Source organism: Pseudarthrobacter chlorophenolicus (genome assembly GCF_000962805.1).
Lineage (GTDB): Bacteria > Actinomycetota > Actinomycetes > Actinomycetales > Micrococcaceae > Arthrobacter > Arthrobacter chlorophenolicus_A.
In genome coordinates this window covers 126,988-150,569 of the sequence record NZ_JZTW01000005.1, presented here as the reverse complement: position 1 = coordinate 150,569, position 23,582 = coordinate 126,988, and the positions used below count along the sequence as shown (strand labels likewise).

19 protein-coding genes and 2 tRNA genes are annotated in these 23,582 nt (G+C 66.8%); 12 read left to right on the top strand and 9 right to left on the bottom strand.

Annotated features, from left to right (window positions below; genetic code table 11):
* Window positions 1-116: 116 nt before the first annotated feature.
* A complete protein-coding gene (gene ilvD, locus UC32_RS07495) occupies window positions 117-1,835 on the bottom strand; it encodes a dihydroxy-acid dehydratase (RefSeq protein WP_045730607.1) in 1,719 nt (572 codons plus the stop codon).
* Window positions 1,836-2,081: 246 nt separating this feature from the next.
* Here ilvD and UC32_RS07490 point away from each other — a divergent pair, with 246 nt between their 5' ends.
* The gene (locus UC32_RS07490) at window positions 2,082-3,299 is read left to right on the top strand and encodes a sunset domain-containing protein (protein WP_045730606.1); all 1,218 of its coding nucleotides are present in this window, start codon (window positions 2,082-2,084) and stop codon (window positions 3,297-3,299) included.
* Window positions 3,300-3,604: 305 nt separating this feature from the next.
* Window positions 3,605-3,680 (top strand) — tRNA-Lys (locus tag UC32_RS07485).
* Window positions 3,681-3,883: 203 nt separating this feature from the next.
* On the opposite strand, the gene UC32_RS07480 is transcribed toward UC32_RS07485, so the two are convergent.
* The gene (locus UC32_RS07480) at window positions 3,884-4,342 is read right to left on the bottom strand and encodes a MarR family winged helix-turn-helix transcriptional regulator (protein ID WP_015937461.1); all 459 of its coding nucleotides are present in this window, start codon (window positions 4,340-4,342) and stop codon (window positions 3,884-3,886) included.
* Between the two features lie 96 nt (window positions 4,343-4,438).
* Between UC32_RS07480 and bcp the strand changes: the two genes are divergently transcribed.
* The 8 genes from bcp to UC32_RS07440 all read left to right on the top strand — a co-directional run bounded on the left by bcp (window position 4,439) and on the right by UC32_RS07440 (window position 14,396).
* A complete protein-coding gene (gene bcp / locus UC32_RS07475; RefSeq protein WP_015937462.1) occupies window positions 4,439-4,912 on the top strand; it encodes a thioredoxin-dependent thiol peroxidase in 474 nt (157 codons plus the stop codon).
* Window positions 4,913-5,005: 93 nt separating this feature from the next.
* Window positions 5,006-5,087 (top strand) — tRNA-Leu (locus UC32_RS07470).
* A 218-nt stretch (window positions 5,088-5,305) separates the two neighbouring features.
* A complete protein-coding gene (locus tag UC32_RS07465) occupies window positions 5,306-5,995 on the top strand; it encodes a fasciclin domain-containing protein (protein ID WP_045730605.1) in 690 nt (229 codons plus the stop codon).
* A gap of 181 nt (window positions 5,996-6,176) precedes the next feature.
* On the top strand, window positions 6,177-7,847 hold the full coding sequence (locus tag UC32_RS07460) for an ABC transporter substrate-binding protein (protein WP_200896341.1): 1,671 nt from the start codon (window positions 6,177-6,179) through the stop codon (window positions 7,845-7,847).
* A 79-nt stretch (window positions 7,848-7,926) separates the two neighbouring features.
* Window positions 7,927-9,429 carry a malate:quinone oxidoreductase gene (locus UC32_RS07455; protein WP_045730604.1) on the top strand — a complete coding sequence of 501 codons (1,503 nt, stop codon included), beginning with the start codon at window positions 7,927-7,929 and terminating at the stop codon, window positions 9,427-9,429.
* Window positions 9,430-9,491: 62 nt separating this feature from the next.
* Window positions 9,492-12,719 (top strand): efflux RND transporter permease subunit, encoded by a 3,228-nt coding sequence (locus UC32_RS07450; RefSeq protein ID WP_045730603.1) that lies wholly within the window; start codon window positions 9,492-9,494, stop codon window positions 12,717-12,719.
* 115 nt (window positions 12,720-12,834) lie between these two features.
* Entirely contained in the window at window positions 12,835-13,944 is a 1,110-nt protein-coding gene (locus tag UC32_RS07445) for an LLM class flavin-dependent oxidoreductase (protein WP_015937467.1), read from the top strand.
* Window positions 13,944-14,396, top strand: coding sequence for a MarR family winged helix-turn-helix transcriptional regulator (locus UC32_RS07440; protein WP_045730602.1), 453 nt, complete (start codon window positions 13,944-13,946; stop codon window positions 14,394-14,396). Before UC32_RS07445 ends, UC32_RS07440 begins: the two co-directional genes overlap by 1 nt.
* Window positions 14,397-14,478: 82 nt before the next feature.
* On the opposite strand, the gene UC32_RS07435 is transcribed toward UC32_RS07440, so the two are convergent.
* Both UC32_RS07435 and UC32_RS07430 read right to left on the bottom strand, forming a co-directional pair.
* Window positions 14,479-15,285, bottom strand: coding sequence for a transglutaminase-like domain-containing protein (locus tag UC32_RS07435; RefSeq protein ID WP_045730601.1), 807 nt, complete (start codon window positions 15,283-15,285; stop codon window positions 14,479-14,481).
* A gap of 70 nt (window positions 15,286-15,355) precedes the next feature.
* Window positions 15,356-16,195 carry a hypothetical protein gene (locus UC32_RS07430; protein WP_045730600.1) on the bottom strand — a complete coding sequence of 280 codons (840 nt, stop codon included), beginning with the start codon at window positions 16,193-16,195 and terminating at the stop codon, window positions 15,356-15,358.
* A gap of 210 nt (window positions 16,196-16,405) precedes the next feature.
* Here UC32_RS07430 and UC32_RS07425 point away from each other — a divergent pair, with 210 nt between their 5' ends.
* Both UC32_RS07425 and UC32_RS07420 read left to right on the top strand, forming a co-directional pair.
* On the top strand, window positions 16,406-17,068 hold the full coding sequence (locus UC32_RS07425; protein ID WP_045730599.1) for a DUF1684 domain-containing protein: 663 nt from the start codon (window positions 16,406-16,408) through the stop codon (window positions 17,066-17,068).
* Window positions 17,069-17,169: 101 nt separating this feature from the next.
* A complete protein-coding gene (locus UC32_RS07420) occupies window positions 17,170-17,664 on the top strand; it encodes a GtrA family protein (protein ID WP_045730598.1) in 495 nt (164 codons plus the stop codon).
* Window positions 17,665-17,677: 13 nt separating this feature from the next.
* On the opposite strand, the gene UC32_RS07415 is transcribed toward UC32_RS07420, so the two are convergent.
* Genes UC32_RS07415 through UC32_RS07395 form a run of 5 tightly spaced genes read right to left on the bottom strand, consistent with a single transcriptional unit; the run spans window position 17,678 to window position 23,551 of the window.
* Window positions 17,678-18,835 (bottom strand): cysteine desulfurase family protein, encoded by a 1,158-nt coding sequence (locus UC32_RS07415; RefSeq protein WP_045730597.1) that lies wholly within the window; start codon window positions 18,833-18,835, stop codon window positions 17,678-17,680.
* A 4-nt stretch (window positions 18,836-18,839) separates the two neighbouring features.
* Window positions 18,840-19,748, bottom strand: a complete 909-nt coding sequence (nadC, locus tag UC32_RS07410; RefSeq protein WP_045730596.1) for a carboxylating nicotinate-nucleotide diphosphorylase — start codon at window positions 19,746-19,748, stop codon at window positions 18,840-18,842.
* Window positions 19,741-21,543 (bottom strand): L-aspartate oxidase, encoded by a 1,803-nt coding sequence (gene nadB / locus UC32_RS07405; RefSeq protein ID WP_045730595.1) that lies wholly within the window; start codon window positions 21,541-21,543, stop codon window positions 19,741-19,743. Before nadB ends, nadC begins: the two co-directional genes overlap by 8 nt.
* Entirely contained in the window at window positions 21,543-22,844 is a 1,302-nt protein-coding gene (nadA, locus tag UC32_RS07400; RefSeq protein WP_045730594.1) for a quinolinate synthase NadA, read from the bottom strand. The genes nadB and nadA overlap by 1 nt, the downstream gene beginning before the upstream one ends.
* On the bottom strand, window positions 22,841-23,551 hold the full coding sequence (locus UC32_RS07395) for an NUDIX hydrolase (RefSeq protein ID WP_045730668.1): 711 nt from the start codon (window positions 23,549-23,551) through the stop codon (window positions 22,841-22,843). The genes nadA and UC32_RS07395 overlap by 4 nt, the downstream gene beginning before the upstream one ends.
* Window positions 23,552-23,582: the final 31 nt, after the last annotated feature.

Here is a 23,582-nt window from a genome sequence, read left to right as displayed (position 1 = left end):
GGACCAACCCATCTCACCATATGGACTTCAATGTCCACCCCTTGATCATATGGCATGAGCAGCTCAGGTTTCGACCCGCTCAACCACCGGCCGGCGGTTGAGCGGGTCGAAGCCCGTCAGCCGCAGTAGGCCCCGGTGCTGGCGCTGTGGACCAGCTTGGCGTACTTCGCCAGGACGCCCTTGGTGTACCTGGCGGGCAGCGGCTCCCAGCCCACCTTGCGGGCCTCGAGTTCCGCGTCGTCCACCAGCAGGTCGAAGCTGCGCGCTGCGATGTCCACGCGGATCCGGTCGCCGTCCCTGACGAAGGCGATGGGGCCGCCGTCGACCGCTTCCGGCGCGACGTGGCCGATGCACAGCCCTGTGGTCCCACCGGAGAACCGGCCATCGGTCAGCAGCAGGACATCCTTGCCCAGGCCCGCGCCCTTGATGGCGCCGGTTATGGCCAGCATCTCCCGCATGCCCGGGCCGCCCTTGGGCCCCTCGTAGCGGATGACCACCACGTCGCCGGCATGGATGCCGCCCTTGTCCAGCGCCTGCAGGGCACCCTGCTCGCGGTCGAACACGCGGGCGGTCCCCTCGAAGACGTCAGCGTCGAAGCCCGCACTCTTAACCACGGCGCCCTCCGGAGCCATGCTGCCATGGAGGATGGTGATGCCGCCGGTCTTGTGGATGGGGTTGTCCAGCGCGCGGAGGATCTTGCCGTCCACGTCCGGCGGGTTGATGGCCTTCAGGTTTTCCGCCACGGTCTTGCCAGTGACCGTGAGGCAGTCGCCGTGCAGCAGGCCGGCATCGAGCAGTGCCTTCATGATGACGGGCACGCCGCCGATCTTGTCGACGTCGGTCATGACGTAGCGGCCGAACGGCTTGAGGTCGCCGAGGTGCGGAATCCTGTCACCGATTCGGTTGAAGTCGTCAAGGGTCAGCTCTACCTCGGCTTCGCGGGCGATGGCGAGCAGGTGCAGTACCGCATTGGTGGACCCGCCGAACGCCATGGTGACGGCGATGGCGTTTTCGAAGGCTTCCTTGGTCATGATGTCGCGGGCGGTGATGCCCTTGCGGAGCAGGTTGACCACCGCTTCACCGGACTTGCGCGCAAACTCATCACGACGGCGGTCTGCCGAGGGCGGGGCGGCAGAGCCGGGCAGGGACATGCCCAGGGCCTCACCGATGCATGCCATGGTGTTGGCCGTGTACATGCCGCCACAGGCGCCTTCGCCCGGGCAAATGGCCTTCTCAATGCGGGTGAGGTCCTCCATGCTCATCTTGCCGGCGGCGCAGGCGCCGACGGCTTCGAAGGCATCGATGAGGGTGACCTCCTTCTCGGAGCCGTCCTCAAGCTTTACCCAGCCGGGCATGATCGAGCCGGCGTAAAGGAACACGCTGGACAGGTTGAGGCGGGCCGCGGCCATGAGCATGCCGGGGAGGGACTTGTCGCAGCCGGCGAGCAATACTGAACCGTCGATCCGTTCGGCCTGCATGACGGTCTCGACGGAATCGGCAATGACCTCACGGGAAACCAGGGAAAAGTGCATGCCCTCGTGGCCCATGGAGATGCCGTCGGACACGGAGATGGTGCCGAACTGCATGGGAAACCCGCCGCCGGCGTGGACGCCTTCCTTGGCGCCCTGGGCCAGCCGGTTCAGGGAAAGGTTGCAGGGAGTGATTTCGTTCCACGAACTTGCCACGCCAACCTGGGGCTTGGCAAAGTCATCGTCGCCCATGCCGACCGCACGGAACATGCCGCGCGCCGGTGCGGCGTGGATGCCGTCGGTAACCACCCGGCTGCGGGGCTTGATGTCAGGCTTGCTCTCTGTTTCGATCTGGCTCTCACTCATGAGGGAAAGTCTATGACCCCCATGGTGCCAAACGGGCAGAAGGAGAACGGTTAAAACCGGATCGCCGGCCACGCCCCACCGCGTACGCCTCCCATGGCGCAGCACGGCAACTCTAACGGCCCTCGCTGCGGCCCTGGCCAGCCAAGGCATTCTCCCGCCCGCCACAGCCGGCAAACCTAGACAGCCATGGTGACCCGACGTAGCGTCGGGGCAGAACGCGTTGTAAGCCAAATTGAAGGGATTGCCATGGATATCGTCATGTGGATCGTGGTAGCAGTCATCGTCATCGGCGTTGTGTGGTGGCTGGTCAGCCGCAGCGGCCGCACCAAGAGCTCCGGCGCCGCAGGCCCTGCCGGGAACACCCGGCCCGCCGAAACACGGCCCCCGGGTTCCCCGGCAGACCGTCGAACGGACGGGGCCCTGTCAGGCGGCAGCGCCGCGGCATCGGCCGCAGCAGCGGGAACGGCCGGGATTGCCTCCGCTGCCGGTTTCGGACGTCCCGCCGAGCCTGCGGCACCATCGGCCGCTGACGAGCCAGCTGATTCGGCAGCAGCGCCGGCAGAAACCACGGCCCGGCCAGCCGCCGCCCACACGGCTTCTGTTGACCCGGCAGGAGGCGGCCAAGAGGCTTCCACAACCCCTGACGAAGCAGTAACGGAGGGCACCGGGCCGTCGCCGGTGGAAGCCGCCGCGGAGCGGGCTTCCACGTCGGACCCGCGCACCGAAAGCCCCCAGGACGAGCGGACCCGCCAGGACCAGGCAGAATGGGAGACGCAGTGGTCTGAGGCCGGAGGATCCGGCACCCCGGAGCCAGCACACGAGGCCTCACCGGCTGCGGAACAGGCCCAGGCGCCGGCCGCCCAGCCGGTTCACCACCCGGAATACACGGAGCCCCATTCACCCACCCTTCCCGGCGCCGAGACGGCGGCCGTGGAAGAGGACGACGACGATCAGGCGGCTGCCGCCCGGGCCGGCGCGGACGGGAGCTACCCTCACGGCCAGGCCCAGGGCGGCGACGTCCCCGCTGATAGGGGCGCAGCCGCTGCGCCCGGCACGCCGGACCGCGGTGTGGGCAGCAGCCCACTCGACGCATCCGACTCCGCCGCTGCGGAGCCCACCGCTTCCGACTTGGCCGCCGCAGAAACCGCGGACCGCACCCAGTCATCGGCACTGGCCGAGAACGGCGCAGACCATGTGCAGGCACCCACGGCCGCTTCGGCGCAGGGTGCTCCGGAGCCGCAGGGCCACCTTGCGGCCGAGGAACCGTACGGGGCGGGGTCCGCAGGGGCCGGTGCGGATGGCAGCGGACCTGCGGACTACACGGTCAAGGGCGACGCCGGCTCAATGGTCTATTACGAAGAAGGCCACCCGGACTACGACGGGACACGGGCCGAGGTCTGGTTTGAATCCGCCGCCCACGCCGAAGCCGCGGGCTTCCGGGCTCCCCGCCGCAGGCGTCTCTGAGGCGGGGCCGGCAAGGCCGGCAGGTGGCAATTGATCTCCCGGGATTCCACCCGCGCCCCCCTGTGTCCCAACTCACAGCGGGGGCGGGTGGCCGGAGTGCACGCAGGGGGCCACTTTCCTCCGTCTTGGCGCCGCCCGAACCGACCTGAAATCCTTGAGATTCCGCGGTTCCCGGCGTCGAAGACCATCCACATGGAACTGCCGGGCGGCCCGATTTCACATGCACCAAAAGTTCGTGTAGAGTTTCATGTCGTTGCGGAGATCAACGGGAAAGAAAAAGCCCGAAAGATTGAAGCAAATAAGATGCACCTCTAGCTCAATTGGCAGAGCAATTGACTCTTAATCAATGGGTTCCGGGTTCAAGTCCCGGGGGGTGCACCACTGGGAAAACAGCCCCTGGCTCGCGGTAACGCAAGCCAGGGGCTGTTTTGTTTTTGGCCTGGCTTCCTCGCCCGGCAGCCCGCACCGCCGGCCAACTCCAATGGGACTTCTTCCACGGGAGGAGGCAGCCCTGCGGGCACAAAAAACGTGGCCCGGAAGTCCGGGCCACATTATGTGTGTAATGAGTGCGTGCGGTGGCGCGTTCAGCTGGAAGGGTTGTCCACCAGGGCGGCAGCGTTGCCCGGGGTGGTGGCGAACTGGCTGGCAAGTTCCCGGACCACGGACTTGAGCTCCTGCCGCAGGAGTTCGGGGTCGATGGACGAGGACGCCAGCACCGAACGCTCCATCTCGACAGCCTCAGCCACCGCTTCCTTGCCCCTCTCGGTGAGGGAGACCACGTGGCTGCGGCGGTCCGACGTGCTGCGGACGCGGGCAATGTGGCCGTGCGTCTCGAGCCGGCTGAGGGTCTTGCCCATGGTTTGCGCCTGGACACGCACGTATTGGGCCAGCTGCGCCTGGGTCATGGGACCCTGCGCCGCAAGGACCTCAATGGCGATAACGCCGGCGTGAGTGAGGCCGATGGCGCCGAGTTTTTCGTTCCACGAGTGTTCGACGAGGCGCGCGGCAGTGGACAATAGGCGCCCGGTGGGCCAGTGATCCATATCAGGCATAGCAGCAAGTATAGCCAAATGCTGATTAGCGCTGGCTTCCCCTGCTTATTAGGCTGTTGTGTCCCGCCCGCAACAAGGAGAAAAACAATGGCCGAAAGACTCGTTACCGGCGACGACGCGCCCGGATTCACGCTCAAGGATGCATCAGGCAAGGATGTTTCCCTCTCCCCCGGCTCCGGGCGCAACACAGTGGTGTACTTCTATCCGGCAGCCGCTACGCCGGGCTGCACCAAGGAAGCCTGCGATTTCCGGGACAGCCTGGCGTCCCTTCAGTCCGCCGGATACGACGTGGTGGGGATCTCCCCGGACCCGGTGGCGAAGCTCGCCAAATTCGCTGCCGCGGAGGAACTGACCTTTCCCTTGCTTTCGGATGAGGACCACGCCGTGGCCGAGGCCTACGGTGCGTGGGGTGAAAAGAAGAACTACGGCAAGACCTACCAGGGGCTCATCCGCTCCACCATCGTGGTGGACCCCGACGGCAAGGTGGCTCTGGCCCAATACAACGTCCGGGCCACCGGCCACGTTGCCAAGCTGCGGCGGGACCTGAAGCTCGACGCCTAACGTCCCGGGCTGCCGGGCGCTGCACTTGCGCACCGCTACAATGGAAGCTGGTATCCGCCGTCGTGCGTTTTTTGACGCAGCGCAGGGTGCTTGGCGCGAGTGGTGAAATTGGCAGACACGCAGGATTTAGGTTCCTGTGCCTTCGGGCGTGGGGGTTCAAGTCCCCCCTTGCGCACTCAATAAATACGGGAATCCCCTGGCTTCGGCCGGGGGATTTTTGTGTTTCAGCAGGTGGACCCCGGAAAAACTTTTCGGAACCGCCCATCCGGATGGCCCTGCCGCCCGAATGCACTGTGAGACGCCGGCCACAGGGCAGGTGCCCACCAGCCGGATCAGTACCACTACCGCAGACATCCAGTCGGCGGCCGGCCCACAACAATCAAGGAGAACGCAATGCAGACAATCAAGCGCACAACTTTTACGGTCGCAGGCGTTGCAGCTGCCGCGCTGCTTAGCCTGACCGCGTGTGGCGGCTCCGGAAGCACTTCCGGATCCTCGTCCGCTCCCTCAGCGGCGCCGTCAGCCTCCAGCATGGCCCCGTCACCGTCGGCAAGCTCCTCCGCCAGCGCCTCCGCCGGCGCCATGGACCCGGCTGCAAACCTGGTGGGCCCGGGCTGCGCCGGTTACGCCGAAAAGGTACCCACGGGCGCCGGATCGGTCCAGGGCATGGCCCTTGATCCCGTGGCCGTTGCGGCCTCGAACAACCCCATCCTGACCACCCTCACCGCTGCGGTCTCGGGAAAGCTGAATCCGAAGGTTGACCTGGTGGACACACTCAACGGCGGTGAATTTACGGTCTTCGCTCCGGTTGACGACGCCTTCGCCAAGATCGACCCCGCGACCATCGAAACGCTGAAGACCGACGACGCGCTCTTGAGCAAGATCCTGACCTACCACGTGGTGCCCGGCCAGATCACGCCCGACAAGATCGCCGGCACGCATGGAACGGTCCAGGGCGGTTCCGTGACTGTAACGGGCAGCGGCGACAACCTTAAGGTTGACGATGCCAACGTGATCTGCGGCGGCGTCAAGACCAAGAACGCCACCGTTTACCTGATCGACTCGGTGCTGATGCCCAAGTAGGCAACGCCGGATTTCCGGCCCAAATCGTTGAAGCTGGGCCCGCTGTGAGCGGGCCCGGCTTCAGCGCGTTGGTCCTGTACCCGCCCGACGGCGGTCACCGCCCGCGCAGGCCCGATGGCGGCGGCTAGACTGGACCCGGTCCGCAGGCGGCGGAGATCCACAATCCAGGGGTGATAAACGGGTGACCAGAAGTACATCGCGGCGAACCGTCCTCACGGCCGGCGCCGCACTCCTGGCCTGGGGTGTGACGTCGTGCACCAACGCACCTTCCCCCTCGCCGTCGTCGGATTCCCCCAGCTCCACGGCCGGCGCAGAACCGGCGGCGACATTCAACTTCGGCACAGCAGCCCAGCCCCTCGGCCTGGACCCTGCGCTCTCCAGCGACGTCGAATCACAGCGCATCACCCGCCAGGTCCTCGAAGGCCTGGTGGGAGTCGACCAGACCACCGGAAAGCCCACCCCCCTGCTCGCCACCGAATGGACCGAATCCAACGAGGGCCGCAGCTACACCTTTAAGCTGCGCGACGGTGTCACCTTCCAGGACGGTACCCCCTTTAATGCCGACGCAGTCTGCGTTAACTTCAACCGCTGGTTCGCCTTCCCTGCCGAGCTTCGGCGGCAGGCCCCCGGCAGCTCGTTCAAGGGCGTCTTCAAAGCGCACTCCGACGAAGCCTCGCTCTCCATCTTCAAGAGCTGCACGGCGGTGGACCCGGGCACCGTCCGGATCGACCTCACGCAGCGGTTTACGGCATTCCTGCAGGCCCTGACACTGCCCGCTTTCGCCATGGCTTCTCCGGCAGCCCTGGCGGCCGGAAAAGCCGACGTCCTGGACCAGACCCGGGCCGGGCGGCCTGTTTCCGCCTTCGCCACCGCCCCGGTGGGAACGGGCCCCTTCAGCTTCGGGTCCTGGGATGACCAGAGCGTCACCCTGCTGAGCAACAAGGGGTACTGGGGCGACCGGGGCCAGATTGCCACCATCAACTTCCTGGCCTACGACCACCCGCAAACGCGGCTGCAGGCGTTGCTCGACGGCCGGATCGACGGTTACGACGCCGTCACCGTGGGCAACTTCGACCAGCTGGTGAAGCGCGGCAAGCAAATCGTCCAGCGCGACCCGTTCTCGGTCATGTATGTGGGCATCAACCAGGACATCCCGGTCCTCCAAAACCAGAAGGTCCGGCAGGCCATCGAGATGGCCATCGACAAAGAGACCCTGATCCGCAGGTTCTTCATCGACAACACCACCAAGGCAACCCAGTTCGTCCCGCCCAAGATCAGCGGCTTCAACAAGGACGCCCCCGAGCTTGGCCACGATCCGGCGAAGGCCAAGGAATACCTGAAGGACGGGGGCTATGCCGGCGAGGAACTGAAGTTCTACTATCCGCTCAACGTCACCCGCCCGTACCTGCCGACTCCCGAGAAGGTGTACGCCGAGATCAGCCGGCAGCTCACCGCCGTCGGCATCAATGTGCGCCCGGTCCCCGTGGACTGGGCGGACGGCTACCTCCAGAAGGTCCAGTCCCCCGGCGACCACGCCCTGCACCTGTTGGGCTGGAACGGTTCCTACTCGGACGCAGACAACTTCGTGGGGCCGCTGTTCGGCGAGAAGAACGGCGAGTTCGGCTACCAGGACCCGCAGGTGTTCTCCAAGATCAACCGCGCGCGGGGCCTGCCCGAGGGTGAGGACCGTGATGAGCTCTATCACACCATCAACGCCCAGATTGCCGCCACCGTCCCGGCAGTTCCCATCGCTTTCCCCATCTCCGCGTTGGCTTTGTCCGACAGGGTGGTCAGCTACCCCGCGTCACCGGTCTTAAATGAAGTTTTCACGAAGGTGCAATTAAAGCCTTGACGGCCCGGGCCAATTTCAGTATGTCGGCAGGGCGGGGATATTCTGTGACAGCCAGAGCCGCTGCAATCGGAGACTGATCGTGACCTTCATTTCCAAGACCCAACATGCCGACGTCGTCCTGATTGGCGGCGGCATCATGAGCGCAACGCTGGGGGCATTCCTCAAGCAGCTGGAACCGAACTGGACCATCTCCCTGTTCGAGCGGCTGGACCAGCCCGGCCTCGAAAGCTCAGACCCCTGGAACAACGCCGGGACCGGCCACGCGGCCCTCTGCGAGCTCAACTACTCCCCCGCAGCCAAAGACGGCTCGGTCAACCCTGCCAAGGCACTGCTCATCAACGAACAGTTCCAGCTCTCCCGGCAGTTCTGGTCCCACCTCGTGGACCGGAACCTGATCGGATCGCCCAAGGGCTTCATCAATACCGTCCCGCACATGAGCTTCGTCATCGGCGATGACCACACCAAGTTCCTGAAGACCCGCTACGAGGCCCTCAAGCAGCACACCCTGTTCAGGAGCATGGAGTACTCCGAGGACCACGGCCAGATCGCCAAGTGGGCGCCGCTGATCGTCAAGGGCCGCAACGCCCAGCAGAAGGTCGCCGCCACCCGCGCCGCCGAGGGCACCGACGTCGACTTCGGGGCACTCACCCGCGAGCTGACCACCTATCTCGGGAACAACGGCGTCGAGATCAATTACGGGCACGATGTCACCGGGATCAGCAAGGCGTCCGACGGCGGCTGGGACCTGACGCTGAAGCACCCCAGGTCCGGTGAGCACGGCAGGATCCACGCCAAGTTCGTCTTCGTCGGCGCCGGCGGCGGTGCCCTTCACCTGCTCCAGGCCTCGGGCATCCCGGAAAGCAAGGGCTACGGCGGGTTCCCCGTCTCCGGTCAGTTCTTCCGCTGCACGGACGAAACCATCGCCGCCCAGCACAGCGCCAAAGTCTACGGCCAGGCATCGGTGGGCGCCCCACCGATGTCCGTCCCCCACCTGGACACCCGTTACGTCAACGGCAAGCGGTCCCTGCTGTTTGGACCCTACGCCGGGTTCTCCACCAACTTCCTCAAGAACGGTTCCTACCTGGACCTGCCGTTGTCCATCCGGCCCGGCAACATCATTCCGATGCTGGCCGTAGCCAAGGACAACATGGACCTCACCGCCTACCTCATCAAGGAAGTGGCCAAGCGCCACGGCGACAAGGTTGAAGCGCTCCGTGAGTACTACCCCGAAGCCAAGGACGGCGACTGGGAACTCATCACTGCCGGCCAGCGTGTACAGATCATCAAGAAGGATCCGCAGAAGGGCGGCATCCTTCAGTTCGGTACTGAAGTGATTGCCGGCCGCGACGGTTCCATCGGCGCGCTGCTGGGAGCCTCACCCGGAGCCTCCACCGCTGTTCCCATCATGATCGAACTGCTGCAGAAGACGTTCCCCAAGAACTTCAAGGGCTGGCAGGGCAAGCTGAAGGACATGATGCCCGGTTACGGGGTGAAGCTGGATGAGAATCCCGAGCTCGCCGCCGAGCTTGAGCTGGCAACTGCCAAGTCCCTTCAGCTGGAGAGTGTTTCCGCCAGCAACTGACCCTGCCGGGGCCAGTGGCTGGCTTACCGGATCCAGTCACCAACCCTTCCAGGAGACCATCGATGTTCCGGCTGGCACACCTATCACTGGCGAACCGGGCGCTGATCGCGCTGATCACCATCTTTGCTTCAGTCTTCGGCGTGATCACCATGTCGTCGCTGAAGCAGGAACTCATCCCGTCCATTGAGTTCCCGCAGATCACCGTGCTGACCTCCATGCCGGGGGCCTCACCGGAGGTGGTGGACAAGCAGGTCAGCGGCCCGCTCGAAACGGCCCTGAACGGCGTGGAGGGGCTGGAGTCCACCTCCTCCACGTCCCGAAACGGCGTTTCGCAGATCACCATGGTGTTCACCTACGGTTCCAACCTGGACCGGGCACGGAACCAGATCGACCGCGCCATCTCCAACGCCAAGCGCACCCTGCCGGCCGACGTCCAGCCGCAGGCCATCGCCGGGAGCATCAGCGATTTCCCCATCGTCTTCCTGGCGGTGTCCTCGGACAAGCCGCTCAGCGAACTCAACACCGACCTCCAGCGGCTGAGCGTTCCCCGGCTGCAGAAGATCGACGGCGTCCGCGGCGCCGATGTCACCGGCGGCGCCACCCAGCACATCGAGATCCTTCCGCGCCCCGAGGCGATGGCTGCCTCCGGCGCCACCATCGCTTCCCTCCGCGACACGCTCTCCAACAACGGAGCCCTGGTCCCTGCCGGCACGCTGGAAGAGCAGGGCAAGACGCTCTCGCTGCAGATCGGCAGTCCGGTGGATTCGCTCGACGCTGTCAAAGCCCTTCCAGTGTCCGGCGCCAAGGACGGGGCCACCATCGGGTCCATAGCCGAGGTCTCCATTAAGGACGACGAACGCACGTCCATTACCCGGACCAACGGAGCCGAAACCCTCGCGGTGTCAGTCACCAAAAAGCCCGAAGGCGACACGGTTGCCATCTCGCATGCAGTGCGGGACAGCCTGGACGAGCTGTCAGCAGAGCTTGGTTCCAATGCCCGCTTCACGCCGGTTTTCGACCAGGCCCCCTTCATCGAGAAGTCCATCAAGGACCTCACCACCGAGGGCCTCCTGGGGCTGGGTTTCGCCGTGGCGGTCATCCTGGTTTTCCTGATGTCGGCCCGTTCCACGCTGGTGACGGCGGTATCCATCCCGCTGTCCCTGCTCATCACGTTCATCGGGCTCTCGGCTACCGGCTACTCCCTGAACATCCTCACCCTCGGCGCCCTCACCATCGCCATCGGCCGTGTGGTGGACGACTCCATCGTGGTGATCGAAAACATCAAGCGGCACCTCACCTACGGCGAGGACAAGGTCACCGCCATCCTCACCGCCATCCGTGAAGTGGCAGGGGCCATTACCGCGTCCACCCTCACCACGGTGGCCGTCTTCCTGCCCATCGCGTTCGTGGGCGAACTGGCCGGCGAGCTGTTCAGGCCCTTCGCACTGACGGTCACCATCGCACTGCTGGCATCCCTGCTGGTGTCCCTGACCATCGTGCCGGTGCTGGCTTACTGGTTCCTCAAGAGCCCCGCGCCGGCCGGTGCCGGCGCGCGCGTCGATGCCGCCGCTGCCCGGGCCGCGGCGCAGGAGAAGGAACAGCGCGGCCGGCTCCAGCGCGGCTACCTCCCCATCCTCACCAAGACACAGAAACACCCCGTGCTGACCCTGGTGGCCGCTGTCCTCGTGCTGGGCGCCACCGGGGCGATGACGCCGCTGCTGGCCACAAACCTGCTGGGCAACTCCGGCCAGAACAGCCTGACAGTTCGCCAGGTTCTTCCGGCGGGCACCAGCCTGGCGGACACCAGCGCCGCTGCTGTCCGGCTCGAGGAGGTGCTGCGCGGAATCGACGGGATCAAGGACGTCCAGGTCACCTCCGGCAATGCGCAGGCCGGGTTCGCCGCCCTGGTGTCCTCCGGCTCGTCGAATTCAACCTTCACGGTGGTAACGGACGAAAAGGCGGACCAGGACCGGCTGCAGGAAACGGTCCGCACTGAGCTGGCCAAAGTTCCGGACTCCGGCAAGGTGTCCGTGGGGACCCAGCAGGGCGGCTTCGGCACTTCCTCCACCGTGGACATCACCCTCAAGGCTGCCAGTACGCAGGACCTGCAGGCAGCCAGCGACGCAATGGTGAAGGCCATGACGGGCGTGCCCGGCACCAGCGAGGTGGAAACCAACCTCGCCGCTAGCCAGCCGGTGGTCCAGGTCAAGGTGGACCGGGCCAAGGCAGTGGCGGCGGGCCTGAATGAGGAGCAGGTGGCGGGAGTCCTTGCGGCCACTATCAGCCCGGTCCCGGCCGGTACTGTCCGCATCGACACCAACGACTTCCCGGTCAGGATCGGCCAGGGAACCAGGTTCACCAGCATCGACGCCGTCCGGAACATTCCGCTGCCGGCCGCCGGAAAGCCCGTCACCCTGGGCAGCATAGCGTCCGTGGAACAGGTGGATATTCCGGTGTCCATCACGGCGAGCAACGGCCAGCGCACCGCAAAGGTGTCCGTGACGCCGTCAGGATCCAACCTGGGTGCCGTCAGCACCGAGGTCCAGGGACGCCTGGCTAGCGTAGAGCTGCCCCCGGGTGTGACCGCTGAGATTGGCGGTGCCACGACGCAGCAGGCAGAGTCCTTCCGGCAGTTGGGGCTGGCGTTGCTGGCTGCGATCGCCATCGTGTACGTCATCATGGTGGCCACCTTCAAGTCGCTGATCCAGCCGCTGATCCTGCTGGTGTCAGTGCCGTTTGCTGCCACTGGTGCCGTTGCGCTGCTGCTGGTCACCGGCGTTCCCCTGGGGCTGCCGTCGCTGATCGGCATGCTGATGCTGGTGGGCATCGTGGTCACCAACGCCATTGTGCTGATCGACCTCATCAACCAGTACCGGCAGCCACGAACCGGCCCTGGCGGGACAACCTCGCCGGGAATGAACGTTGCGGATGCGATCACCCACGGTGCCCGTCAGCGCCTCCGGCCCATCCTGATGACGGCACTGGCGACAGTTTTCGCGCTGACTCCGATGGCTATGGGACTCACCGGCGGTGGCGGCTTCATTTCCCAGCCGTTGGCCGTGGTGGTGATCGGCGGCCTGGTCTCGTCTACGGCCCTGACCCTGGTCCTGGTTCCCGTCCTGTACCGGCTCGTGGAGGGCCGGCGGGAACGGAAGGCGCTCCTCCGGGACCTGCAGGCACAACCGGAATTTGGGCCGGTGGCCGACGTCGATGCCGAGTTCCGCGACTGGACCACCGGCGATGTGCCGAGGGTCAGCGGACGCCGCGCCGCACCCGGCAGCCCCGACTGACAAATGCGGAATAAATTCTTCGTGGATGCGTTGTATCCGTCGATAGATGCAAATGCATCTAATTTGGACTACACTGGGACCAAGCCAGCAAGTCCAGGAAACGGAAGGGCACATCATGCAGTTCGGTGTTTTCAGCGTCAGCGACATCACCACGGACCCCACCACGGGCCGCACCCCCACCGAGAACGAGCGCATCAAGGCCTCGGTTGCCATCGCCAGGAAGGTCGAAGAGATCGGCATGGATGTCTACGCCCTGGGCGAGCACCACAACCGGCCCTTCTTCTCATCTTCCCCCACCACAACGCTCGCCTACATCGCCGCGCAGACCGAGCGGATCACCCTCTCCACGGCAACCACACTGATCACTACTAACGATCCCGTGAAAATCGCCGAGGACTTCGCCATGCTCCAGCACCTGTCCGATGGGCGCGTGGACCTGGTGCTGGGCCGCGGCAACACCGCCCCGGTATACCCGTGGTTCGGGAAGAACATCCAGGACGGCGTGGAACTGGCCATCGAGAACTACAGCCTGCTCCGCAAGCTCTGGGACGAGGACACCGTCAACTGGTCCGGTAAGTTCCGCACTCCGCTGCAGAACTTCACCTCCACCCCGCGCCCGCTCGACGGCGTTGCCCCCTTTGTGTGGCACGGCTCCATCCGAACACCCCAGATCGCCGAGGTGGCGGCCTACTTCGGTGACGGGTTCTTCGCCAACAACATCTTCTGGCCCAAGGAGCACTACCAGCAGCTGATCGGGCTCTACCGCGAGCGGTACGAGCACTACGGCCACGGCACCGCAGACCAGGCAATCGTTGGCCTGGGCGGCCAGTTCTTCATGCGGAAGAACTCCCAGGACGCCGTGAAGGAATTCCGTCCCTACTTCGACAACGCCCCTGTGTACGGCCACGGACCCTCCCTGGAGGACTTCACCTCGCAGACGCCCCTTACCGTGGGCAGCCCGCAGGAAGTCATCGAGAAGACCCTGAGCTTCCGCGAGCACTTTGGCGACTACCAGCGCCAGCTGTTCCTGATCGACCACGCCGGCCTTCCGCTCAAGACAGTCCTGGAACAGCTGGACCTGTTTGGCGAGGAAGTCCTGCCCGTCCTCCGCAAGGAGTACGCAGACCGGAAGCCTGCCCACGTGCCGGACGCACCCACCCACGCATCCCGCGTCGCGGCGCACCTGGCAGCCCAGGACGCCGAGAAGGCCACGGCGGAGGCGTAATGGCAACCAGCCAATCCGCTTCCCCCGTCCGGCTCGCGGCGGAAACCTGGGAGGCACTGTTCCGGGCGCAGGTTGCAGTGATGCGCAGGCTCCAGTCCGGCCCGGCGTTCCGGAAGCTGGCAGTGAATGAGTACGACGTCCTGTTTACCCTGTCACGCTGCCCGTCGGGCTGGCTCCGGCTTAACGAGCTCAACGACAACGTCCTGCTCAGCCAGTCCAGCCTGAGCCGCCTGGTGGAGCGGCTGGAAAAGCGCGGCCTGGTGGCACGGATGCCCGCCCCGGAGGACGGCAGGGGTGTGCTGCTCAAGCTCACTGACGAAGGCCGGGAGCTCCAGAAGGAGATCGGCCGCGAGCACGTCCGCGACATCTCCGCCCTGGTGGCGCCGGCGCTGACCCCCGACGAGCAGAAGGAGCTGCGCCGGCTCACGGACAAGCTCCGCAACTCGCTCTGACAGCTGCCGCGGTAGGAGCGCCCTGGCGGTACCTGAACCGGGACTGGCCTGGACCGGCCGCGACGAACCGGCCAGGGACAGGTCAGCCCAACGCCACCAGCGTGGCAGGGTCCTCTGCCGGCAGCGTGCCGTTGACCACTGCGGTGACCCGGAGCTGGTTGAGCGTCAGGCTTCCGCCCACCGTGGACAGGAACGCCGTGTCGGAGGAGTCACGGCCGGCAGTGATGCGCAGCATCGACTCCCGCGGGGCCAGCCCCGTGGGGTCGATGATGCGCCACGCCCCGTTGATGTAGGCCTCAGCCACGGCATGGAAATCCATGGGGGCCAGCCCCGGCGCGTAGACCGCGGCAAGCCGTGCGGGGACATCCTTGGACCGCAGCAGCGCGATGGCGAGGTGTGCGAAATCCCGGCATACCCCGCGCCGGTGCAGCAGCGTTTCCACCGCGCCGTCGGTGCCACGCGAGGAACCACTGATGTACCGGAGTTCGCCGTAGACCCAGTTCCTGACGGCTTGGACAAGTTCTTCCCCGTGCAGTCCCCCGAATTCCGCGTAGGCGGTGGGGAGCAGACGGTCGGACTCGGCATACCGGCTGGGCCGGACGTAGCGGATCTGTTCCGCCAGCGTTGCGCCCTCCGGTTCGGCGCGGCCGGCCACCGTGGCTGAGTACTCGACAGTGACATCGGTGGGTTCGTCGAACTCCATGTAGTGGAACCGGCCGCCGTGGTGGTCCGAGATTTCCGTCAGCGGGACTTCCTCACCGCCGGCCAGCACCGAGAGTGATTCCTCGAAGGACGAGTACCCGTTGTTCCTGGCGGCGGCAATGGCCATGGCCACCTTGGTGTTCGCCGCGGTGCGGAAGGCCAGGCGTGCGGAAACAGAGCGTTCCATGAATCTCCGGGGGTGTCGGCGTTGGAAAGCAGTGCCGTGCCTGGGCGCCCTGTGGGGGCCGGCGACGGGACTAGTTTTTGATCTCCAGAGACATTAGCATCCGCTGGACATTGGCAAAGTCCGGGCTTTCCCCGGCGTACGCGGCGGCCGCGCCAAGGGTGTCGAAGGCCTTGGCGGGAGCCACCTCCTCATCGGGCGCGAACGCCTTCAGTGCCACCAGGTCACCGAAGGACCAGTCGCCCTTGCCTGCCGGACCACGGACGGTGTTGCGCAGCTCGCAGGCCTGGTTGCCGGCTCCACCCACCACGTTGGTGATCCCGTAGGAGCCGAAGTAGCGGTAGCCCTGGATCACCCGGAAGACCACCCGGGGCGGGATGGTGCCTTCGCCGGTCCCCGCGGCCGCGTCCGGCGACGCGGGAACGCTGCTGAGCACCGTATAGGGCTTCAGCGAACCTTCAGGGCATCCAGCGGACGACGGCGGCAGGCCGGTCCGCAACGCGGCCATGAAGGTCCCGTCGGGCTTCTTCACCTCGATCTTCAGCGCACCCGGGAGGGTGCCGTCCTCGGGCTGCACTGATTGGGCGATCCAGTCCTGGGGAAGGTCAAAGCTGACCGTCCTGGCAGGATCGGCAAAAGTCTTCCACACTGCGGCAGTGGCCGCGGGCCGGGGTTCGGCTGAAGCACTGCCGGAGGCACCGGCCTCACCGGAAGGACCCGGCACGCCACCCGATGGTGGTGTGCCTGCCGCATCGCCCGAGGGCTCCGCCTGCGCGGTCCAGCCCGCTCCGGCTCCACCAGGCTGCGGGCCGCTGCACCCGGCAAGCAGCAGGCCAGCCACCGTCAGGGCCACCAGGGACCCCGCCCTGTGCGGTCGCCGCGACGGTCCTGCTGCTGTTTCCCTGGCTTCCATGCAGCCAGCCTATCCGCGCCGCACTGCCCGGCCGTCCAGGCGCGTGGCGTTTCCCGACGCCGGGAATGGACCGTGCGCGCCCCGCAGGCAACTGCACCAACATCGCACTGCACCACATCGCGCCGCACCGCACCGCACCCATGGAACCGCCGGAGGTGCCGTCGTCGTGCGCTGCGCCTTCCGTGCGTTCCGTACGGCTAGGCTGGGGAGATGGCGTACGGGCAGCAGGGCATGGACGAGGAGAACCTGGCGGAAATGTCTGCCGTCGACATCGCGGACTGGAGGCTGCGGACCTTCAACCTCTACGACAATGTGCGCCGGATCGCAGCCGATAACCCGGCCGAGGCGCATTCGTACTGGCGCCACCAGCGCGACCTGATGTTTGCCACGCATCCGGCCTCGGCACTGACGCCCGCGGACAAGGCGCAGTTCTCCGGCCTGAAAACCGCTGACTATGATCCCATCTACCGCTTCCATGTTCCCCTCACCAAGGAGGGCGCCGGCCGGGAGATGAGCGTGGAAACGGGTACGGACGGCGTGGTCGGCTTTGTCCGGCTGGGCACCTTCGACCTTCCCGAGATGGGGCAGTTGGCCGTGTGGAAGCTCAAAGGCTACGGCGGCGGCATCTTCGTGCCGTTCCGTGACGCCACGGCGGGGCGGCCGGGCGGCACGTACGGGGCCGGCCGGTACCTGCTGGACACCATCAAGGGCGCTTTCCACGGTGTGCAGGGTTCCGGCCCCGATGCCACGTTCGTCCTTGACTTCAACTTTGCATACAACCCCTCGTGTGCGTACAACGACGCATGGGCGTGCCCGCTGCCCGGCCCGTCCAACCGGCTGGCCGTCGAAATACCGGCCGGCGAGCTCTACTGACGCTCCGGGAGCGCGGGCACAGCCTGCCCTGCGGCACCAATCACAACGCCGCGCCCGCGGACTGAACCGCGACGGTGCTCCCGGTATGGGAGGGTGGACTGATGGATTCCACCAGCGCGCCGGCAGCCGTCCAGGAGCAGCAGCCCGCGCGGTGGCGCAGTCCGGCCGCCCTGCGCCACCGCGGGATCCTGCGGTTCCCGGTGGTCCGGCAACTCCTCCGCTTCACGGGTGTGGGCATCATCTGTACGGCCGCATCCCTGGCGCTTTACGCCCTGCTCCGGCCGTGGATCGGGCCGCAACCGGCAAACGCCGTTGCCCTGGTGCTGACTTCCCTGCTGAACACCGCGTTGAACCGGCGGCTGACATTCAAGATTTCCGGGACGCAGCGCCGGGCCACCGACCACCTGAACGGGCTGGTGGTGATTGCCGTGGCGTTGCTGATCACGGGAGGCAGCCTGGGCATGCTGCACTGGATCAATCCGGAGGCCACTGTGGCGGACGAACTGTTGACCACCACCCTGTCCGGGTTCCTGGCCACGGCGGTCCGGTTCACGCTGCTCCGCCACTGGATTTTCCGCCGGGCGCGGCACCGCTAGCGGGTCCACCGGATCAGTTGCTGCCGAGTGACCTTACCCCGGCCACGGCCGAGCTGACAGCTGTGGCAGCGGTATCCAGGTCTTCACCGGTCACCGTCGCGTCGAAGCTGAAGCGGACGGCCGTCTGCGCCACTTCGCGGGGTATGCCAAGCGCCGTCAGCACGGCAGAGGGTTCGTCCGAACCTGCCGCACATGCGGAACCGCTGGAACACACCACATCCTGGCGTTCGAGTTCCAGCAGCACCGATTCGCCACTGGTGCCGGGAAAGCAGAAGGACGCCACAGAAGGCAGCCGGTCCGTGGGGTGCCCGGTGAGGATGGCCTCCGGCACCCCGGTAAGCACGGCGTCAATAAACGCGTCCCTCAGCCGCGAGACCCGCCCGGCCTGTTCACGTTGCGCGGCCTGCGCCAAGGACAGTGCGGTGGCGAGGCCCACGGCCCCTGCGACGTTTTCGGTGCCGGACCGGCGTCCGCGTTCCTGGCCGCCGCCGTGGAGCACCGGCTCCAGGCGCACCCGGCCCCTGACGTAGAGCACGCCGCTGCCCTTGGGGGCACCGAGCTTATGGCCGGAGATGCTGAGGGCGTCCACGCCCAGGCCTGCGGTGTCCAGCGGCAGCCAGCCGGCGGCCTGGACGGCGTCCGTATGGAAGGGGATACCCTGCCCGCGGGCCAGTTCCGCGAGGGCCGGGATCGGCTGCACCGTGCCCACCTCGTTGTTGGCGTACATGATGCTGACCAACGCCGTTTCCGGCCGAAGCAGCGGCCGCAGCGCTTCCGGCGTCACCTGTCCTGTTGCGTCCACGGGAACCACGTCAACGGAGAAGCCATGGAAGCGTTCGAGGTACCTGGCAGATTCCTCCACTGCAGGGTGTTCGACGGCGCTGATCACCACGCGGTTCATGGCGGGGTCCGCAGCCTGCCGGGCCAAGGCGATGCCCTTGACGGCAAGGTTGTCCGCCTCCGTGCCGCCCGAGGTGAAGACCAGCTCGCCGGGCCTGCAGCCCAGGACCGCGGCCACGGAGGCCCTGGCACCTGCGAGCGCAGCGGCGGCTGACTCCCCCAGGCTGTGGTGGCTGGAGGGGTTGCCGAAGTCACCGGTCAGATAGGGCCACATGGCCTCCAGTACCTCGCGGCGGACGGGTGTGGTGGCGGCTGCGTCAAGGAAAATCATGGCTTCACCCGACGGTCAGTTCCACGTCCAGGCCGAGGTCCAGGGCGGCGACGCTGTGGGTGAGGGCGCCGATGGAGATGACATCCACGCCGGTGGCGGCGATCGCGGCAACGGTGCCAAGGTTTACGTTGCCGCTGGCTTCCACGCGGGCCCGTCCGGCCACCAGGGCAACCCCTGCGCGCAGTTCCTCGAGGCTGAAGTTGTCCAGCATGATGGTGTCTACCCCGGCGGCGAGGACGGGTTCGATCTGGTCCATCCGGTCCACCTCCACTTCGAAGTGCGTGGTGTGGCCAAGCTGGGCCTTTGCCGCCAGGAGGAGCCCGGTGAGTTTGGCGGGGTCCCCGCCGGTCATGACCGCCAGGTGGTTGTCCTTGGCGAGCACAGCGTCGGAAAGGCTGTAGCGGTGGTTGGCTCCGCCGCCGCAGCGCACGGCGAACCGCTCAAGGATCCGCAGCCCGGGCGTGGTCTTGCGGGTGTCGGTGATGCGGGCCTGCGTCCCTTCGGCGCGCCGGACGAACTCCGCGGTCCTGGTGGCGATGGCGGACATCCGCTGGACCAGGTTCAGCGCCACCCGTTCGGCGAGCAGCACCGAGCGCGCCGATCCGCTGACGCGCGCCAGGTGGGTGCCGGCGTCGAACGCCTGCCCGTCCTGCACCAGCAGGTCCACGTCAGTGGCCGGATCCACCAGCTGCATGGCGTCGCGGAAGACCGTGGCACCACTGAAGACGCCGGGGACCCGGGCGTTCAGCACGGCTGTTGCGCGGGCCTGGGCCGGGATGAGCACCTGGGAGGTGATGTCACCGGCCGGCGCGTCCTCTGCGAAGGCACGCTCGAGGATGTCGCGGACAGGTGCCGGCGGCAGGGTGGGACCGGCGTTGGTGCGGACGTGCTCAAGCACGGTGGGTTCAGTCATGGGAGAGGCTCGCTTTCGGCCGGAGTGGAATGGTCTCGACAGTTTCGTCGCTGCGGTAGTGGGCGCCCAGTGAATCGCGCCGCGCCAGTGCGGCGGACACCAGCAGCTGCGCGGCCAGGAGAAGGTTGCGGTCTTCATGCACGGCAGGGTCCGCGGAGCCAGGCACGGCATCCGGGAGCACGACGGCGGCCCACCGGTCGAGCATTTCGGCCGCCTCACAGAGCAACGCCCCGGAGCGCAGCACACCGGCCTTGGAAGTCATCAACGACCGAAGAGCCTCGCGGGAAAAGGGTTCCGCGGCGCCTTCTCTCCCACCAATGCTGGACTGCCAACTCCCCTGCGGCACGTCCAGTTCGCCCGGTGCGCCTCCTAAAGCAGCAGGGACGGCGACGTGCGCACTTGCGTTTCGCGGCAGTGGTGCGGGAGCGTGCGTCAAGCGGAGGCCGCCCGCGGCCGTGGGCCCACACGATCCCGGTTCCCTGGCCGAGCTTGCGAGGCTAGGGAGATCGTGGGGAGCAGCACGCGGAGCACCGCTGACGCGAAACGCATCCCTGCCCCCGTCACCGGAGAAGAAGTCTTCAACAGCGCGGCGGCCGAAGACGAGTCCCTCAAGGAGGGAGTTGCTGGCCAGCCGGTTTGCCCCTTGGACGCCGGTGCACGCAACCTCCCCGGCGGCGTAGAGCCCGGGGATGCTGGTGCGGGCGTGGAGGTCGGTGGCGATGCCGCCCATCCAGTAGTGTGCAGCCGGGGCAACGGGGACCAGTTCCCGGGCCCAGTCGATACCGGCGTTAAGGGTTTTCCGGGTGAGGGTGGGGAAACGCCGGCTCAGGAAGCCTGCACCGCGGGCCTGCTCGATGGGCCTGGCGTCAAGGTAGACATGCCCGCCGGGGTTTCCGAGCTTGGCCAGGTGCAGGGCAATGCTGCGTGAGACGACGTCACGGGGTGCCAGTTCGGCGTCCGGGTGGTAGGCCTTCATGAAGCGGCGGCCGCCGGCGTCCACCAGGACGGCGCCTTCGCCCCGGACCGCTTCGGAGATGAGCAATGGCCCGTCCAACCGGTCGGGCCGGGGTGCGGCGGAGGCCACCAGGCAGGTGGGGTGGAACTGGAAGAACTCAAGATCTGCGGGGGCGGCGCCGGCACGGACGGCGAGAGCCAGGCCGTCGCCGGTGGCCACGGCGGGGTTGGTGGTTTGGCCGAACAGCTGGCCTGCTCCCCCGGTGGCCAGCAGGACGGCGTCTGCAGCAAAGGACCGGAGCGTCCCGTCCTGCAGGTAGTCGACGCCGGTCACCCGCCCGCTGTGCTCCTTCAGGGCGGTGGTGTGGGCATGGGTATGGACGGTGAGCGTGCCCCGGGCTGCCCGGGCCAGGACAGCGCTGATCAGCGCGCCGGCAGTACGGGCACCCGTGGCGTCGCCGCCGGCGTGCAGGATGCGGGGCGCACTGTGTGCCGCCTCGAGTCCGAGTGCCGGGCCGCCGTCGGGCCCTGAATCAAACCGGACCCCGAACTGCCGCAGCGCCGCGATGTCGCTGCCGGCCTCGGTGCACATCAGCCGGACGGCGGCCTCGTTGCAGTGCCCCGCACCGGCGCGCAGGGTGTCTGCGATGTGGGCGGCCACAGTGTCGCCCGGAGCCGGTTCCGGCAGTACCGCCGAAATCCCGCCCTGGGCGTACCAGGTGTTGCTGCGCTCCAGGCCGCCCTTGGTCAGCAGCACCACGTCCGCACCGGCATCCGAAGCCAGCAGGGCGGCGTACAGCCCGGCGATGCCGCTGCCGACGATGACAAGCCGGCGGCTCATCAGGGCCTCGCGGCGAGCATGCGCTCAAGGGCAGTGCGGGCGTTGGCCTGGACGGCGTCGTCAACAGTGATGCGGTTGACCACCCGGCCGGCCACCAGCTCCTCCAGGACCCAGGCCAGGTAGCCGGGGTGGATCCGGTACATGGTGGAGCAGGGGCAGATCACCGGGTCCAGGCAGAAAATGGTGTGCTGGGGGTATTCTGCGGCGAGCCGGTTGACCATATTGATTTCCGTGCCGATGGCGAACGTGGTGGGCTCGGTGGCGGCGGCAATGGCCTTCTTGATGAAGTCGGTGGAACCTGCGGAGTCGGCAGCGTCAACCACTTCCATGGGGCATTCGGGGTGCACGATGACCTGGACACCCGGGTGTTCTGCCCGGGCCTGCTCGATCTGTGCCACGCTGAAACGCTTGTGCACCGAGCAGAAGCCGTGCCACAGGATGACCCTGGAGTCCAGCAGTTGCTGTTCTGCGTTGCCGCCCAGCTCCTTGCGCGGGTTCCACATGGGCATCTGCTCGAGCGGAACACCCAGCGCCTTGGCGGTGTTGCGCCCTAGGTGCTGGTCCGGGAAGAAGAGCACCCGCTGGCCGCGTTCGAAGGCCCATTCCAGGACAGTCTTCGCGTTCGAAGACGTGCAGACGATGCCGCCGTGCTCGCCGCAGAAGGCCTTGAGGGCTGCGGAGGAGTTCATGTAGGTGACGGGGATGACCGGAAGCCGGCCTTCGGCGTCGGGTTCGGTTCCGAAGATCTCCTCCAACTGCTCCCAGCACTCGGCGACGGAGTCGGCGTCGGCCATGTCCGCCATGGAGCAGCCGGCGGCCAGGTTGGGCAGGATCACGGCCTGTTCCGGTGTGGAGAGGATGTCCGCAGTCTCGGCCATGAAATGGACGCCGCAGAAGATGATGGCCTCGGCTTCGGGCTTGGTGAGGGCGGCGTTGGCAAGCTGGAAGGAATCCCCCACGAAGTCCGCGTACTGGATGACTTCATCCCGCTGGTAGAAGTGGCCCAGGATGACCGCGCGGTCGCCCAGTGTGGCTTTGGCAGCGGTGATGCGCCGGGCCAGCTCCGCGTCGGTGGCGCGCTTGTACTCGTCCGGCAACTGGCCCTGCCGGGGGGTTGCCGCCGGGGCAACGTCCGCGCTGGAGGCACCGGGACCGTAGGCGGGGATGCCGGCGAGGGCCTCGGCGAGATCGTAGTCCCACGGCCCCTTGGCAAGGGCAGGGCTGCAGGTGCTGCCGCGGGCGGCACCGTTTTCAGCCTGCTCGCGCGTGATCAGCTGGATGGCTGTGTTGACGCTGCTCATGGTGTGCTCCTGTTGTCTGGGTCGAGGCCGGGGCGGCCGGTATAGCGGTAGAGGCGTGGCGGGCGGTGCTTGCCGCCCTGGAGGTATTCGCCGGTTTCTTCGATTTCGGGTGTTGCCTTGAGTTGGCGGCGGAAGTTGGCCGGGTCCAGCTGGCGGTCCAGGACTGCCTCATAGACCTCGCGGACCTGGGCCAGGGTGAAGTACTCGCCGAGCAGGTGGTAGGCCACCGAGCCGTAGGCCAGCTTGTTGCGCAGCCGCCAGAGGGCATAGTCCACGATCGCGTTGTGGTCGAATGCGAGGTCGCCCAGCCGGTCCGCCCGGAACCACCGGACGTTCTCCGATTCGTCCGCCAGCGCTGCTTCCGTGGGCTGGACCAGGGCCCAGTACACGATGGACACCACGCGCTGGGAGGGTGAGCGGTGCAGCCCGCCGAAGGCGTACAGCTGTTCCAGGTAGCTGGGTGCCAGACCGGTGGTGTCCCGGAGGTTGCGTGACGCGGCGTCCTGGAGGGATTCGTCGTGGGACAGCGGGCCGCCGGGAAGCGCCCACAGGCCTTTAAAGGGCTCACGGATGCGCCTTACCAGCGGCAGCCACAGGGTGGGCCGGCCGGAGGTCGCACTCGGACGGAGCGCAAAGATGACTGTGGAGATTGCCAGCGACGGCGGTGCGGCCCGGCGCTCGGAGACATTTGCCGAACTGGAGAACATGGCCACACCGCCTTTCGATTCACGGCTGCAG

Excerpts from the sequence above, each read along its gene's own strand:
- ilvD (WP_045730607.1), bottom strand. The coding sequence starts at position 1,835 with ATGAGTGAGAGCCAGATCGAAACAGAGAGCAAGCCTGACATCAAGCCC.
- UC32_RS07490 (WP_045730606.1), top strand. The coding sequence starts at position 2,082 with ATGGATATCGTCATGTGGATCGTGGTAGCAGTCATCGTCATCGGCGTT.
- UC32_RS07480 (WP_015937461.1), bottom strand. The coding sequence starts at position 4,342 with ATGGATCACTGGCCCACCGGGCGCCTATTGTCCACTGCCGCGCGCCTC.
- bcp (WP_015937462.1), top strand. The coding sequence starts at position 4,439 with ATGGCCGAAAGACTCGTTACCGGCGACGACGCGCCCGGATTCACGCTC.
- UC32_RS07465 (WP_045730605.1), top strand. The coding sequence starts at position 5,306 with ATGCAGACAATCAAGCGCACAACTTTTACGGTCGCAGGCGTTGCAGCT.
- UC32_RS07450 (WP_045730603.1), top strand. The coding sequence starts at position 9,492 with ATGTTCCGGCTGGCACACCTATCACTGGCGAACCGGGCGCTGATCGCG.
- UC32_RS07445 (WP_015937467.1), top strand. The coding sequence starts at position 12,835 with ATGCAGTTCGGTGTTTTCAGCGTCAGCGACATCACCACGGACCCCACC.
- UC32_RS07440 (WP_045730602.1), top strand. The coding sequence starts at position 13,944 with ATGGCAACCAGCCAATCCGCTTCCCCCGTCCGGCTCGCGGCGGAAACC.
- UC32_RS07435 (WP_045730601.1), bottom strand. The coding sequence starts at position 15,285 with ATGGAACGCTCTGTTTCCGCACGCCTGGCCTTCCGCACCGCGGCGAAC.
- UC32_RS07430 (WP_045730600.1), bottom strand. The coding sequence starts at position 16,195 with ATGGAAGCCAGGGAAACAGCAGCAGGACCGTCGCGGCGACCGCACAGG.
- UC32_RS07425 (WP_045730599.1), top strand. The coding sequence starts at position 16,406 with ATGGCGTACGGGCAGCAGGGCATGGACGAGGAGAACCTGGCGGAAATG.
- UC32_RS07420 (WP_045730598.1), top strand. The coding sequence starts at position 17,170 with ATGGATTCCACCAGCGCGCCGGCAGCCGTCCAGGAGCAGCAGCCCGCG.
- UC32_RS07415 (WP_045730597.1), bottom strand. The coding sequence starts at position 18,835 with ATGATTTTCCTTGACGCAGCCGCCACCACACCCGTCCGCCGCGAGGTA.
- nadC (WP_045730596.1), bottom strand. The coding sequence starts at position 19,748 with ATGACTGAACCCACCGTGCTTGAGCACGTCCGCACCAACGCCGGTCCC.
- nadB (WP_045730595.1), bottom strand. The coding sequence starts at position 21,543 with ATGAGCCGCCGGCTTGTCATCGTCGGCAGCGGCATCGCCGGGCTGTAC.
- nadA (WP_045730594.1), bottom strand. The coding sequence starts at position 22,844 with ATGAGCAGCGTCAACACAGCCATCCAGCTGATCACGCGCGAGCAGGCT.
- UC32_RS07395 (WP_045730668.1), bottom strand. The coding sequence starts at position 23,551 with ATGTTCTCCAGTTCGGCAAATGTCTCCGAGCGCCGGGCCGCACCGCCG.